Origin of the sequence: Roseovarius sp. THAF9 (genome assembly GCF_009363715.1) — a bacterium.
Classification (GTDB): domain Bacteria; phylum Pseudomonadota; class Alphaproteobacteria; order Rhodobacterales; family Rhodobacteraceae; genus Roseovarius.
Genome location: NZ_CP045404.1, coordinates 743,757 through 756,384, shown reverse-complemented (window position 1 = coordinate 756,384; position 12,628 = coordinate 743,757). Strand labels below are relative to the sequence as shown.

At 64.1% G+C, this 12,628-nt stretch carries 12 protein-coding genes; 6 read left to right on the top strand and 6 right to left on the bottom strand.

The annotated features are described in order from the left end of the window. Nucleotides 1–47 precede the first annotated feature (47 nt). Nucleotides 48–2,009 carry an AsmA family protein gene (locus tag FIU86_RS03805; protein WP_152473851.1) on the bottom strand — a complete coding sequence of 654 codons (1,962 nt, stop codon included), beginning with the start codon at nucleotides 2,007–2,009 and terminating at the stop codon, nucleotides 48–50. A 101-nt stretch (nucleotides 2,010–2,110) separates the two neighbouring features. Between FIU86_RS03805 and rimO the strand changes: the two genes are divergently transcribed. The 3 genes from rimO to FIU86_RS03790 all read left to right on the top strand — a co-directional run bounded on the left by rimO (nucleotide 2,111) and on the right by FIU86_RS03790 (nucleotide 5,002). After that, the gene (gene rimO, locus FIU86_RS03800; protein ID WP_152473850.1) at nucleotides 2,111–3,499 is read left to right on the top strand and encodes a 30S ribosomal protein S12 methylthiotransferase RimO; all 1,389 of its coding nucleotides are present in this window, start codon (nucleotides 2,111–2,113) and stop codon (nucleotides 3,497–3,499) included. Nucleotides 3,500–3,671: 172 nt separating this feature from the next. After that, a complete protein-coding gene (locus tag FIU86_RS03795) occupies nucleotides 3,672–4,178 on the top strand; it encodes a hypothetical protein (protein ID WP_152473849.1) in 507 nt (168 codons plus the stop codon). Between the two features lie 125 nt (nucleotides 4,179–4,303). Beyond that, entirely contained in the window at nucleotides 4,304–5,002 is a 699-nt protein-coding gene (locus FIU86_RS03790) for a hemolysin III family protein (RefSeq protein WP_152473848.1), read from the top strand. A gap of 24 nt (nucleotides 5,003–5,026) precedes the next feature. Here FIU86_RS03790 and FIU86_RS03785 read toward each other — a convergent pair whose 3' ends face one another. The 3 genes from FIU86_RS03785 to FIU86_RS03775 form a co-directional block, all read right to left on the bottom strand. Further along, on the bottom strand, nucleotides 5,027–5,293 hold the full coding sequence (locus FIU86_RS03785) for a DUF6455 family protein (protein ID WP_152473847.1): 267 nt from the start codon (nucleotides 5,291–5,293) through the stop codon (nucleotides 5,027–5,029). A 116-nt stretch (nucleotides 5,294–5,409) separates the two neighbouring features. Next, on the bottom strand, nucleotides 5,410–5,769 hold the full coding sequence (locus tag FIU86_RS03780) for a YigZ family protein (RefSeq protein ID WP_152473846.1): 360 nt from the start codon (nucleotides 5,767–5,769) through the stop codon (nucleotides 5,410–5,412). A 9-nt stretch (nucleotides 5,770–5,778) separates the two neighbouring features. Continuing rightward, nucleotides 5,779–6,489 carry a M48 family metalloprotease gene (locus tag FIU86_RS03775; RefSeq protein WP_152473845.1) on the bottom strand — a complete coding sequence of 237 codons (711 nt, stop codon included), beginning with the start codon at nucleotides 6,487–6,489 and terminating at the stop codon, nucleotides 5,779–5,781. A gap of 128 nt (nucleotides 6,490–6,617) precedes the next feature. Here FIU86_RS03775 and FIU86_RS03770 point away from each other — a divergent pair, with 128 nt between their 5' ends. The 3 genes from FIU86_RS03770 (at nucleotide 6,618) to FIU86_RS03760 (ending at nucleotide 8,264) form a co-directional block, all read left to right on the top strand. Next, nucleotides 6,618–6,857 carry a hypothetical protein gene (locus tag FIU86_RS03770; protein ID WP_152473844.1) on the top strand — a complete coding sequence of 80 codons (240 nt, stop codon included), beginning with the start codon at nucleotides 6,618–6,620 and terminating at the stop codon, nucleotides 6,855–6,857. Between the two features lie 136 nt (nucleotides 6,858–6,993). After that, nucleotides 6,994–7,572 (top strand): nitroreductase family protein, encoded by a 579-nt coding sequence (locus FIU86_RS03765; protein WP_152473843.1) that lies wholly within the window; start codon nucleotides 6,994–6,996, stop codon nucleotides 7,570–7,572. Further along, nucleotides 7,569–8,264, top strand: coding sequence for an EI24 domain-containing protein (locus FIU86_RS03760; RefSeq protein WP_152473842.1), 696 nt, complete (start codon nucleotides 7,569–7,571; stop codon nucleotides 8,262–8,264). The genes FIU86_RS03765 and FIU86_RS03760 overlap by 4 nt, the downstream gene beginning before the upstream one ends. 12 nt (nucleotides 8,265–8,276) lie before the next feature. Here FIU86_RS03760 and FIU86_RS03755 read toward each other — a convergent pair whose 3' ends face one another. Both FIU86_RS03755 and FIU86_RS03750 read right to left on the bottom strand, forming a co-directional pair. Further along, the gene (locus tag FIU86_RS03755; RefSeq protein ID WP_152473841.1) at nucleotides 8,277–11,348 is read right to left on the bottom strand and encodes an efflux RND transporter permease subunit; all 3,072 of its coding nucleotides are present in this window, start codon (nucleotides 11,346–11,348) and stop codon (nucleotides 8,277–8,279) included. Further along, the gene (locus FIU86_RS03750; protein ID WP_172977420.1) at nucleotides 11,345–12,460 is read right to left on the bottom strand and encodes an efflux RND transporter periplasmic adaptor subunit; all 1,116 of its coding nucleotides are present in this window, start codon (nucleotides 12,458–12,460) and stop codon (nucleotides 11,345–11,347) included. Before FIU86_RS03750 ends, FIU86_RS03755 begins: the two co-directional genes overlap by 4 nt. Nucleotides 12,461–12,628 lie beyond the last annotated feature (168 nt).

Genomic DNA, 12,628 nt, shown 5'->3' with positions numbered 1-12,628 from the left:
TGTTCCAGGCAAAGGGCAAACCGGATTAGGCTGTGGCTCCGGCACCGTCAATCGAACAGCTTCAGTAAGCCGCGCTCCAGCTCGTCTTCCAGCGCGTCCTTCGCCGCATCCTCCAGCGACTGGCCCTCCTGCCGCTCGATCCCAAGCTGTTTTTCGACCTCGCGCTCGATCTCGTCCCGGGCCTGTCGCTCCAGCTCTTTCTTCTCTTCCTCGAAGTTCAGGTCAATTGCCGCTTCCAGATCCGGAGCGATCTTCGGGTTGGCCCACGGCCCCCGGATCTTGACCGGAATGGCCAACCCGTCACGGCTTCCGCCATCCAGCAGACGCGGCGTGAACAGATAGTCTATGTCCCGCGCCCCCATCCCCACGCGCCCTTCGCCTGCCGCGCTCGCCTGCGGCAGTTTCAGCGTCAGGTCGTCGTTGAACAGGTTGCCCTCATCCATCGTGAATGTGGCATACAGCGTGTCGAACACCGTCGTGCCCCCGGTGCCGCTCCCCGAGCGCATCAGCCGGTCGAGGTCGAAGCCCGAGATCACGCCGCGCCCGGTCTTGAACGCACCGCCGCCGCTCAGAGAATTCATGATTGCATGCACGCTTTCGCCGACACCCAGAAAATCCACCTCGCCATCGGCCTTCGCCTCGAAGCGCGAGATATCCATCGCGTCGTCCAGAAATGTCTTCAGGTTGATGCCCGTGGCAATCATGTCGCCGCCCACCGACAGGCCCGAGCGGTTGTTCATCACGAACTGCCCCGTGATCAGCCCGTCATAGGCCCGCACCTCGCGCAGGCCAAAGACCAGCCGCGAGCGGTCGAGCGTGGCCAGCGTCCGCACCTTGCCCAGCTTGAAATCGCCCAAGTTGATGCTGTCTGCGACCAGCGCGAACTCTCCGTTCACCGCCGCCAGCCCCGACGCGTTGATCGGCGCCTTTGACCATCCGTCACTTGCCACGCCACCACTATTGCCGCTGCTGTTTTCGCTCCCGGTGTCGTCGGCGCTCAATCCGGTCAGGTCCAGGGCGCCTGCATTCAGTTGCACATTAAGACGCGGTTTGTCCTCACCAAGATTTACGTCCGCCGCTCCTGTAAACCGATTACCATCCAACCCCAGCGCCGTGTTGCGCAGGGACAGCCGATCGTCCTTGAACGTCAGATCCGTCTCCAGCGCAGCAGCACGGCCCAGCCCGTCGGGGATGTCCATCGGACCCTGCCCGATCAACGCCATGAAATCGGACGTGCTCTCGAGGTCCGCGCTCAACCGGCCCGCGACTTCCGGCGCCGATCCCGCACGCCCGGCAAAGCTGGCCGTGCCCGCTTTGGTGGAGATCCGCGCCTGCACGTCCGACACGCCGCCGTCGATGAAATGCCCGACACGCTCCAGCGTGCCCGATATCTCCACCACCTCACCACCGGGACGCAAAGTCAGGTCGAAATCGGCGGCACCCTCGTAATCCGGCCAGCGCAGATCGAAATCCACGCCAGACTGGCGCACGGTGGTGCCCTCGACCTCGTCCACGTAGACCAGCGAGGCATTCTGGATCAGCGCCCGGTCCAGCGTCAGCGACAACCGGTTCGACCGCGCCGATGCGCTGCCGCCCTCGCCCTGCCCCGACGGGGCCACGCCCTCAATGTTCAGCTCCCAATTAACGCGCCCATCCGTGGCCCGGTGCAGGTTGATCTGCGGGCCCACGGCCTCCAGCCCCGTGATGCGAATATCCCCGCCGAACAGCGCCTGCGGCTCAACCCCTATCTTCAGGCTTTTGGCTTTAAACATTGGCGCTTCGCCAGCCCAGTCGGCATTGGCCACCGTGACGGCGCCGGTACTGACGCCCAGCACGGGATAGAAACTGATGGTCGTCTCGCCGCTCATCGTGACCTCGCGGCCGGTCATCCGGCTCAACTGGTCTGCGGCGATGCTGGCGATCCGCTCGCCGGGCAGAAAGAACACCGCAGCGATCCCCAGAACCGCCGCCGCCAGCACGATCATGAAAATGCGAATGAGCCACCGCATACCGCTCTCCACCGTTTTCTTTTCAGACTAGGCGCAGGCCTTGCGCCCAACAACAGCTTTTCCGCTTTATCGGGTGGCCTTTGGGGACTATATCGCCGCGGATGAGCACCAACCCACCCGATCTGCGCCCCGATCTCGCGAAAGCCCGCGTCACCGAAAGCCCCCGCAAGGGCCAGCCGGTCATTGGCATGGTGTCGCTGGGCTGCCCCAAGGCGCTGGTCGACAGCGAGCGCATCCTGACGCGCCTGCGGGCCGAGGGCTACGGAATCTCGCCCGACTATTCCGGAGCCGACGCGGTGATCGTGAACACCTGCGGCTTTCTCGACAGCGCCAAGGCCGAAAGCCTCGACGCCATCGGCGAGGCGCTGACCGAGAACGGCCGTGTCATCGTCACCGGCTGTTTGGGGGCCGAGCCCGAGTACATCACCGGCACCCATCCCCGCGTTCTGGCCGTCACCGGCCCGCACCAGTACGAACAGGTGCTCGACGCGGTACACACCGCCGTGCCGCCCAGCCCCGATCCTTTTATTGACCTTCTGCCAGAGGCGGGCGTGAAGCTGACTCCCCGCCACTACAGTTATCTCAAGATTTCAGAGGGTTGTAACCACAAGTGTAAGTTCTGCATCATCCCCGACATGCGCGGACGCCTTGCCTCGCGCCCCGGCCATGCCATTCTGCGCGAAGCCGAGAAACTGGTCGAGGGTGGCGTGCGCGAGCTTTTGGTTATCTCACAGGATACAAGCGCTTACGGGCTGGATCGAAAGTATGACGTGAACCCTTGGAAGGGTAGCGATCTACGCAGCCATATCGTCGATCTGTCCAAAGCACTCGGAGAGCTCGGCGCTTGGGTCCGTCTGAATTACGTCTATCCCTATCCCCATGTCCGCGAGCTCATCCCGCTCATGGCCGACCCGGACAACGGCGTGCTGCCCTATCTCGACATTCCATTCCAGCACGCCCATCCGGACGTTCTGAGACGCATGGCCCGCCCCGCCGCGGGCGCGAAAACCCTTGATGAAATCACTACATGGCGGGCGATCTGCCCCGACCTGACCCTGCGCTCGACCTTCATTGTCGGCTATCCCGGCGAAACCGAGGCCGAATTCCAGACCCTGCTCGACTGGCTAGACGAGGCACAGCTCGACCGCGTCGGTTGCTTCAAATACGAGAATGTCGAGGGCGCCCGCTCCAACGATCTGCCCGACCACGTGCCCGAAGAGGTCAAGCAGGACCGCTGGGATCGCTTCATGGAAAAGGCGCAGTCCATTTCTGTGGATAAACTGGCCGCCAAGGTCGGATCCGTGCAAGACGTCATCATCGACGATATCGACGAAGACGGCGTCGCCACCTGCCGCACCAAGGCCGACGCGCCCGAAATCGACGGCTGCCTTTTCATCGACGAGAACACCGAGGGACTGACCGTGGGCGAGATCGTCACCGTCGAGGTGGACGAAGCTGGAGAGTATGATCTTTGGGGTCGACACCTCTAGTGTTACAGGTTTCGTGGAGCGCCTGACACCCCCGTGAAATCCTGAAATATTTCAACATTCACAAGTATTTACACCAACCCGTGTCCTCACGGGCCTGTCAGTTGATTGTCATCTTGTTCGGCCGCAGCTTGTCCGCACAAACGCAACCTCAGCCTGACAAGGACCTCGATCCATGACCTCCCTGACCACCGACACCCCCCGCACCCTTCCCGCCGTTTCCGTCGACACTGTACTGCTTATCCTGCTGTCCGGTGCCGCCGCTACTGTCGCCTTCGACCTTTTCGGCCAGGCGCTTTCGCCGATCCTCGGCTTTGCCAATCTCGCCCCTGTGGGCCTTGCCCGCAGCCTGCTCGGAACGCTGGGCCTACCCAACGCCGCGCCCTACGGCCACCTGATGCACCTCTTTTTCGTGGGGCTGCTGGCGTACCCGATTGGCTGGCTCTTCATCGCCCGCCCCGCACTAAAGCGTGTTCTGCCCGGTCTCCACTGGCTTCCGGCCTCGGCCATTTACGGCGTCGGCCTCTGGGTTTTCGCCATCGGCGGCATCACCAGCATCGCGGGCCTGCCTTTCTTCCTGAATTTCACCGGCATCACTTGGGTGGCGCTTGTGGGACACGTGATCTACGGCATTGCCGCAGCGTCAACCGTGGTCTATCTTGAGCGGCTTCAAACCCGCTAACCCCCTGTAAAGGCAACAAACAAGGGCCTGACCAGGCCCTTGTTTCCATTTTGGTTACGGTCTTGTCACATAAATTTTGAACGAAAACCCCTGAAACTGAAACATAATAGAGACATCTCAGTGTCATGATCGACACGAAACCACAGGACACCCACAGCCCGGAGGACCGCGACATGTCCTACCCCAGTTACACACGCGCAGAACGGATCGCCGATGGCGCCGTGCACGTGCTGGGGGTTGGCAGCGCACTTGTCGCGGTCGCGTTCCTGATCGCCGCCAACGCGGGTCAGCAGACCGCGGGGACGATGACGGCGGCCGTCGTCTACGGCGTTGCCATGATCCTGATGCTCAGCGCCTCGGCCGCCTATCACCTCGCCGCGCATACGCCCTTCCGCCCGCTACTGCGCCGGATCGACCACGCCGCCATCTACGTCAAGATCGCGGGCACGATCACACCACTCGCTGTTCTGCTGGGCACACCTTTCGCCTATACCGTGTTGGTGCTTGTGTGGTTCCTCGCACTCTCGGGCGCTGTGCGCAAACTCTTGGCGGAACGCGGGAAAATGAGCACGCACTGGTTGCCTCAGGTCCTATTGGGCTGGATGGGCCTGATCATCATCGTCCCGCTTTGGCCATCGCTTCCAGCCAACAGCCTGACCCTGATCTTCGCAGGCGGCATCATCTATTCCGGCGCGGTGGTGTTCTACTGCTGGGACACGCTGAAATTCAGCAACGCGATCTGGCATGCCTGCGTGCTGATCGCCACCGCCTGCTGCTTCGTCGGGATCTCCGGCGCCATGGCAAAGAGCATCGTACCGCTTTAACGCAGCACGTCCGGCCCAACGACTTCAGATCCGGCGCCCCGCCTTAAGCGCGGCGAAAACCTCACCGTTGCGGCACATGATCGGCGTTGCCTCCACCGGCCCCGCCTGCGCGGCCATCCACGCTTCGCATCCATCCGGGTCGGTGCACCCGGTGCAGCGCAGCACCGTATCGCACAGCGTTTCGGGGTCCAGTTGCCCGGCATAGACCTCTTCTTCCAGGTCCAAACCCAGGGTGCGGGCCATCCGGTCCACCAGTTCGGTGTGGCGTTTGATCGTCTTCGTCTGGGGCATCGCGGCTCTCCTGTCGAAAGGGCGCCGCCTGCCGGCCCGGCATTATTGCCGCAGGTTGGCGGGGCACCTCTGCTGCCGAAACTGGCCCAACCGTCCGGGATTCGCCTTGATCTGCATCAAGCGCGCTCCAGCGCCTCCATGTAAGCCGTCACGCAGTCCTGCACGTGCCGAAACCGGTCGCCGCCCAGATGCTTGCCGCCGAACCAGCGCGTGACCACGATCACGTGTTCGCGCAGGTCGGCCCGTTCCAGCATGCGAACGATCACCATGCCTGCCCCGGCCTCGCCGTCATCGGATTTCAGCGCCGTGCCTTCGGCATCCAGCATCGCCCAAGTGTTGTGGGTGGCCTTGGCGAATTTCTTGTCGCGTTTCAGCTCTTTCAGGAAGGCATCCACGGCCGCGCGGTCTTGCGCCGCGCCGCCCGACACGGCATATTTCGACCCCCGGTCGGAAATCACGCCGGTCAGTTGCAGCATGACACCCCGTCAGAGTTGCGAATTTACGCGGCGCACGGTCTCGATTCGCTGCGCGTTGGGCGGGTGCGATCCCAGAAACCGGTTGCCAGGGTCCGGAATCCGCGTGAAATACTCTGCCCCCCGGATCGGGTTATAGCCCGACTTCTTGGCGATGATCGTTCCCAACGCATCGGCCTCCAGTTCGAACTCCTTGGAGTAACTGCGTGCGCCCACCGAAGCGCCCACATTGGTGGCCGCGTCCACGGCGCCCGTCCCGGCCCCGGCCAGCGTCGCCAACCCGCCCAGCAGGATGGCCCCCGCCGCGGCGCTCTGCTGTTGGCGCGGTATGTGCCGCCGGATATGGTGCGACGCCTCATGGGCGAAGATAAAGGCCAATTCGTCCTCGTTGCGCACATCCGCGATCAATGACGCGGTAAAGGCCAGGATCGGCCGGCCATTGCGGTCCAGCGTCTGGAACGCGTTGGGCGGGCGGCCCGGGCGATCGTCCAGCACCACGTTGAAATCGCAGTTCACGTTGCCACCCCGCGCCCGGCACTCACGCTCGGCCACCGGCTCGACCCGTGCCACGACCTGCCGGAATCGCGACAATTGCGTGCCCGAGGGTGCATTGACCGATTGTTGCTGCTGGGCCGTCGGCCGGGGCTGCGGCGCTTCGCCACCCGTGGTCGTGACCTCGCAACCGGCCAAGAAAACCGCACAAATCAGAACCTTCCACCGCATCTGTCTCACCTGCAATTGCTCCCTTTGCCATAGTTCTAGCAGGCTTTGCGCCGAGGGCCAGTCCCCCTCACGCGCTCGTGCGGCGCAAAGCCGATTGCGCTCTGACTACCATGCGCTACTGTGGCCGCATGTTTTCGATAGAGCACGAATTCGACGCCACCGTTGTTACCCTGATCGATGAGGGCAGCACGCCCTTGCAAGAGGACGTCACCATCAACGCCTTCGAGGAATGCGTGACCATCGAACAGCTCGACCCGCGCACCGACCGGGTGCAGAAGGTGACGCTGTCGATGACCCAACTGCAGGATCTGGGCGCCGCCCTCAACCTGCCCGAGGGGGTCTACACCCTGTCGCGCGACAAAAAATAATGCGACGCGGCTCTAGGCCGCGCGTCTGGCGCTGGCGCACATAGCCTCCTTGCCTCTCGCGAATACCCGAAACCGGTTGACGCCCGCCCGTCTCGGCCCGACATATCCACCGACGACCAACGACCGAAAGACCCCCATGCCCGATCCCAATCCTGCCGCGATGGACTTCCTGCTGACCCGCCGCTCGCGCCCGGCCAAGACGCTGACCGGCCCGGCGCCCACGGCGCAAGAGCTTCGCCCCATCCTGACAGCCGCCGCCCGCTCGCCCGATCACGGCAAGCTGGAACCGTGGCGCTTCATCGTGCTGGATCGTGCCGCCATGCCACGCCTTGCCGCACTGGCCCGCGACCGCGGCGCCGCCCTGGGCAAGTCGGAAGAGGACATCGCCAAGGCCGCCAAGCAATACGAGGATGGCCAGCTTGCCGTCGCCGTGGTCGAGGTGCGTAAACCGTCCGAGAAAATCCCCGCAATCGAGCAGACCTATAGCGCCGGGGCCGTCTGCCTCGCGCTTTTGAACGCCGCGCTGGCCTCGGGCTGGGGCGCCAACTGGCTCACGGGCTGGGCCACGCATGACCGGGAGTTCATCAGCCAGGGCCTCGGGCTTGCCGACAACGAAAGCATCGCCGGCCTGATCTTTCTCGGCACCGAAACAGCGGCCCCGCCCGAACGCCCGCGCCCGGATATCGACAGCATCACCAGCTGGGTCACCGAATGATCTTCACAGCCTTCTTCAAGGCCCTCGGTCAGCTGGGCGACCCGCGCTTTCGCAAGGTGTTCTGGCTCGGCGTGGCGCTATCGTTTCTGCTGCTCGTCGCCACCACTGCCGCCTTCCTGATGTTCATCCAGTGGGTCACCGGCGACAGCACGACGCTACCTCTTATCGGGGAGGTGAAATGGATCGACGACCTGCTCGGCTGGTCCGGCTTCTTCCTGATGCTGATCCTGTCGGTCTTCCTGATGGTGCCCGTCGCCTCGGCCATCACATCGCTCTTCCTCGACACGGTCGCACAGGCGGTCGAGGACCGGCACTATCCCAACCTGACCCCTGTCCCGCCAGTGCCCTTCTTCGACGGGTTAAAGGACAGCGTGAACTTCCTCGGCGTCATCGTCGCGGCCAACCTTCTGGCCTTCATCCTCTACGCCCTCTTTCCGCCCGCCACGCCCTTCATCTTCTGGGGCGTGAACGGCTATCTGCTGGGGATGGAGTATTTCCAACTGGCGGCGATGCGCCGCGTCGGCCGCGCCAACGCCAAGGTGCTGCGGAAGGAACATCGCGGCACGATCTGGATGGCCGGAACGCTGATGGCGCTGCCCCTGTCAATCCCGCTGGTGAACCTCGTGATCCCGATCCTGGGCGCGGCGACCTTCACGCATATCTATCACCGCGTGGCCAAATCCTCTCCCTGAGGCTCTGCACCGCTATTCCGCCGGCTGCGCACCCGCACCCTCAGGCGCATCGGCCTTTTCCCGATCCTTCTGCAGCAGGTCGTACAGAACCGGCGTCAGGAACAGGGTCAGCACCGACGCCGACATGAACCCGCCGATGATCACGATCCCGATGGAAAACCGACTGGCCGCCCCGGCGCCCGTCGACAGTACCAGCGGCACGGCCCCCAGCACGGTCGACATCACCGTCATCAGGATCGGGCGCAACCGCACCGCAGACGCCTCGATCACCGCATCGCGCACGTTGCGGCCCTCTTCCCGCAACTGATTTGCAAACTCCACGATCAGAATGCCGTTCTTAGCCATAAGCCCGATCAGCATCACCATCCCCACCTGCGTGTAGATGTTGATCGCCTCGCCCAGCGCAAAGAGCGTCAGCAGCGCCCCGGCCACGGCCAACGGCACCGACAACAGGATCACCACCGGCTGAATGAAGCTCTCGAACTGCGCCGCCAGCACCAGGAACACGATCAGGAGCGCCAGCGCGAATGTCAGCGCGATACCCCCCGACGTCTCCTGATAGCTTTCCGCCTGCCCCGAATAGCTGATCTGCATGGCCGAGGGCATGTCCTCGGCAATCTCCTCGACCGTCGCGATGGCCGAGCCGAGGTCCACGCCCTCCACCAGCGACGCGCTGATCTCGACCGAGGGCTGCCGATTATACCGATTGTAAGCCCTGACCGAGGCGCGCCGCTCCAGCGTCACCAACCCGTCCAGCGGAACCAACTCGCCGGTCGCGGTTCGCACGTTGACGCCCGTCAGATCCGCGGTGTTGGTCCGCCGCGCGTCCGGCGCCTGCAGGATCACCGGATACTGCCGGTCGCGCGAGATGAACTCCGTAACCTCCGCCGATGCAAAAAAAGTGCGTACCGCGTCCGAAATATCCCGCGCCTCAACCCCGATCTGCCGGGCCATCGCCCGGTTCACGCTGATGTCGAAGCCCGGCGTGTTGATCTCGTAATCCCGCCGCACCCCGGTCAGATCGGGGCTGGCGCGCATCGCCTCTTCCATCTGGCGTGAAAACTCGGCGGCATCTTCGAAACTCGGCCCCGTCACGATCACTTCCAGCCCAGATCCGCTCCCGGCATCAAGACCAGAGGGTGCGAAGGCCCGCACACTGGCGCGGGTGATCTTGCCGAATTCAGGCCGCAGCTCGGCCAGAACGTCCCGCGGCCCCATCTCACGCTCACCCCAGGGCGACATCACCGCCACGACGAAGGCGCGGCCCGACTCGCCATTCTGCCCGACGATGGCGATGGTATCCTCCACCACGCCGTCCTCTCGGTAAGGCGCGATCAGGTCCTCGACCTGGCTCACCGCATTGTCGGTCAGCGGCAGGGCCGATCCCGGCGGCGCCTGGATCGACACGAAGAAAATGCCCCGGTCCGACGCCGGCGTCAGCTGCGACGGCAGTTGCTGGTACAGCGTCCAGGACATGCCCGTCAGTCCCGCCGCAATCGCCAGCACCACCAGCGGCGCCCCGATCGCCCGGGTCAGCAATTTGCGGTACCCCTCCGAGGCGCTCTTCGTGACCCGCTTCACACCGCGCGCAAACCACGTGTCGTTCATGCCCTTCTTTAAAAGTTTGCTGGCAATCACCGGGCACAGCGTCAGCGCCACGAAGGTCGACAGCGCAACGGCAATGGCCAGCGTCACGCCGAATTCCCGGAACAGTTTTCCCAACTCGCCTTCCAGCAACGACAGCGGCACAAAGACCGAGATCAGCACCGCCGAGGTCGACACCACGGCGAAAAACACCTGGTTCGCGCCCGTGCGCGCCGCTTCCTTGGGGTCCTCGCCTTCCTCCACCTTGCGCTCGATATTCTCCAGCACCACGATGGCGTCATCCACCACCAGCCCGATGGCCAGGATCAACGCGAATAATGTAAGGATGTTGATCGAAAACCCGGCTAGCGCGATCCCCGCACAGGCCCCCAGCAGCGCGATGGGGATGGTCACCGCCGGAATCACCGTCGTACGGATCGAGGTCAGGAAGACGTAGATCACCGCCACCACGATCCCCACGGCAATGGCCAGCGTGGTCAAAACCTGCCGGATCGAATTAGAAATGAAATCCGCGTCGTCCGAGGTGATCTGCAGATCCGTCCCACCCGGCAGGTCCGCCGCGATCCGCTCCACCTCTTCCCCGACCGCCGCCGAAATCGACAGCGTGTTGGCCGAGGACTGCCGCAGCACGCCAAGCCCCAGCGCCGTCTCGCCATTGGCCCGGAACTCGCTGTCGTCGCTCTCGACCCCCAGCTCGACCCGCGTCACATCGCCCAACAGCACCCGGCCATTTTCATCCGACCGCACGATCAGGTCCTCGAATTCTTCGACGCTCGACAGCCGCGTCTCGGTGCGCAACAGATATGTCCGCGCCTCGTTCTCGATCGTCCCCGCCGGCAGTTCCAGGTTGTTGGCGCGCAGCGCGTCGGCAATCTCGTTCGCGGTCACGCCCCGCGCCGCCATCGCCTGCGGGTCCAGCCAGACGCGCATTGCATAGGCCCGGTCGCCATAGATCTGCACCGCCGCCACGCCACTCAGCGTCTCCAGCCGATCCGTGATGAACCGATCGGCGTAATCCGTCAGTTCCGAGGCCGACAAGTTCTCGGACGTCAGGGTCATCCACAGAATGGGGTCACCCTGGCTGTCGTTCTTTTCCACCTGCGGTTCCTCGGCCTCTTCGGGCAGGTCGCCGGCCACACCCTCGACCGCAGCCCGCACATCCGCCGCGGCCTGGTCGATATCCCGGCCTTGGCGAAAGGTGATGACCGTGCGCAGCCCGCCCAGTTCGGATTCGGTGTTCATGCTGTCGATGCCGGATACCGTCGACAACGCGCCTTCGATCACAGTGGCCAATTCGCTGTCTACGACGCCGGGACCGGCGCCAATATAGGGCACGCTGACTGTCACCTCGGCCGTCGTGGTGTCGGGCAATTCCCGCACCGGCATCCGGGTCAGCCCGGCAATGCCCACCACGATGATCAGGATCGACAGGACGGTGGCCAGCACGGGCCGCTTGATGCAAAGGTCGGGCAGCGTCATTGCGTGTTGGCCTCCGCGTCGCCCTGCGGTGCGGCATCGCCACTCTCGTCTGGCTCGCTGGCCACTTCGACCGAGGCCCCGTCCGACAGGTTGTCCCACCCCGCGACGACGACCCTGTCCTCCAGGCTCAGCCCCTCGCGCACTTCGGTCATCGCACCCAGCGACTGTCCCGGCTCGATCTCGGTGCGCACCGCAGCCCCGTCCGCGACAGTATAGACATAACTCGCCAGCCCTTCGCTGATGATCGCGTCATCCGCAATCGCCAGCCCCTCATAGGTGTCCAGAACGATCTCGGCATCGGCGAACATGCCGCCCACCAGCCGGCCGTCGGCATTGTCGATCTCGGCTCGGATGTTGAAACTGCGGGTTTCCAGGTTCACCTCCGGCGCGCGCACCGTCACTTCACCGTCGAATTCCGCATCCGGGTAGGCCGGCGTCGTCACGTTCACGGCCTGCCCCACCTTGATCCGCTCGAAATACCGCTCAGGCAGCGACACGGTCAGTTCCATCGTAGTGATGTCCGACAGCCGCGTGACGGCCATGCCTCCACTCAGGAAGGTTCCCGTCTCGATGTCGATCAATCCCAGCACCCCGTCGAACGGCGCCACCAGCGTCCGGTCTTCCAAGTCGGCGCGCGCCATCATCATCGCGGCTTCCGCCCGGCGATAGGCAGCACGCGCCTCTTCCAACCGCGCCTCGGCGGCGGCATTGCTGTCAGTGAGCTCCTCGACCCTGCGAAATTCATCTTCAGCTTCGGCATAGGTCGCCTCGGACTCGGCCAGCGCCGCTCGGGCCGCACGGTCGTCCAGTTGCACAACGATCTCACCTTCCGAGACCTCTTCGCCGGAGGAGACCGGCACGCCCGTCACGCGCCCCGCCGCCGTAGGAACCAGCTCGACCGAGCGCACCGGGATCAGCGTACCGACCCCGCTTACCCGGTCCTCGATCTGGCGCGTCTCGGGCCGGGTCAATTCCACGCGCACCGCCGGCGGCGCCGACGCGGCTTCACCCGATCCGCCTTGCGACAGGATCTGCTGCGTACCCCAAATCCCCGCTGCGGCGCAGGCGGCCACGATGCAAAGGCCGATTATGACCCTGAAAACCTTACCCAAATCATTTACCTCCGAACGGTCACACGCCGATGTCAAACACCGCGCGCACGCACGGGTCCATCTAACCGGGCTAGTAGGGCGAACTAGGGCAGCAGGTCCCGAGGAACAGGCCAAGGGTCATTTGGCCACGGGCGAGTGCGTCCGCGCTGCGATCACAAAACCGCGAGG

Excerpts from the sequence above, each read along its gene's own strand:
- FIU86_RS03805 (WP_152473851.1), bottom strand. The coding sequence starts at position 2,009 with ATGCGGTGGCTCATTCGCATTTTCATGATCGTGCTGGCGGCGGCGGTT.
- rimO (WP_152473850.1), top strand. The coding sequence starts at position 2,111 with ATGAGCACCAACCCACCCGATCTGCGCCCCGATCTCGCGAAAGCCCGC.
- FIU86_RS03795 (WP_152473849.1), top strand. The coding sequence starts at position 3,672 with ATGACCTCCCTGACCACCGACACCCCCCGCACCCTTCCCGCCGTTTCC.
- FIU86_RS03790 (WP_152473848.1), top strand. The coding sequence starts at position 4,304 with ATGATCGACACGAAACCACAGGACACCCACAGCCCGGAGGACCGCGAC.
- FIU86_RS03785 (WP_152473847.1), bottom strand. The coding sequence starts at position 5,293 with ATGCCCCAGACGAAGACGATCAAACGCCACACCGAACTGGTGGACCGG.
- FIU86_RS03780 (WP_152473846.1), bottom strand. The coding sequence starts at position 5,769 with ATGCTGCAACTGACCGGCGTGATTTCCGACCGGGGGTCGAAATATGCC.
- FIU86_RS03775 (WP_152473845.1), bottom strand. The coding sequence starts at position 6,489 with ATGCGGTGGAAGGTTCTGATTTGTGCGGTTTTCTTGGCCGGTTGCGAG.
- FIU86_RS03770 (WP_152473844.1), top strand. The coding sequence starts at position 6,618 with ATGTTTTCGATAGAGCACGAATTCGACGCCACCGTTGTTACCCTGATC.
- FIU86_RS03765 (WP_152473843.1), top strand. The coding sequence starts at position 6,994 with ATGCCCGATCCCAATCCTGCCGCGATGGACTTCCTGCTGACCCGCCGC.
- FIU86_RS03760 (WP_152473842.1), top strand. The coding sequence starts at position 7,569 with ATGATCTTCACAGCCTTCTTCAAGGCCCTCGGTCAGCTGGGCGACCCG.
- FIU86_RS03755 (WP_152473841.1), bottom strand. The coding sequence starts at position 11,348 with ATGACGCTGCCCGACCTTTGCATCAAGCGGCCCGTGCTGGCCACCGTC.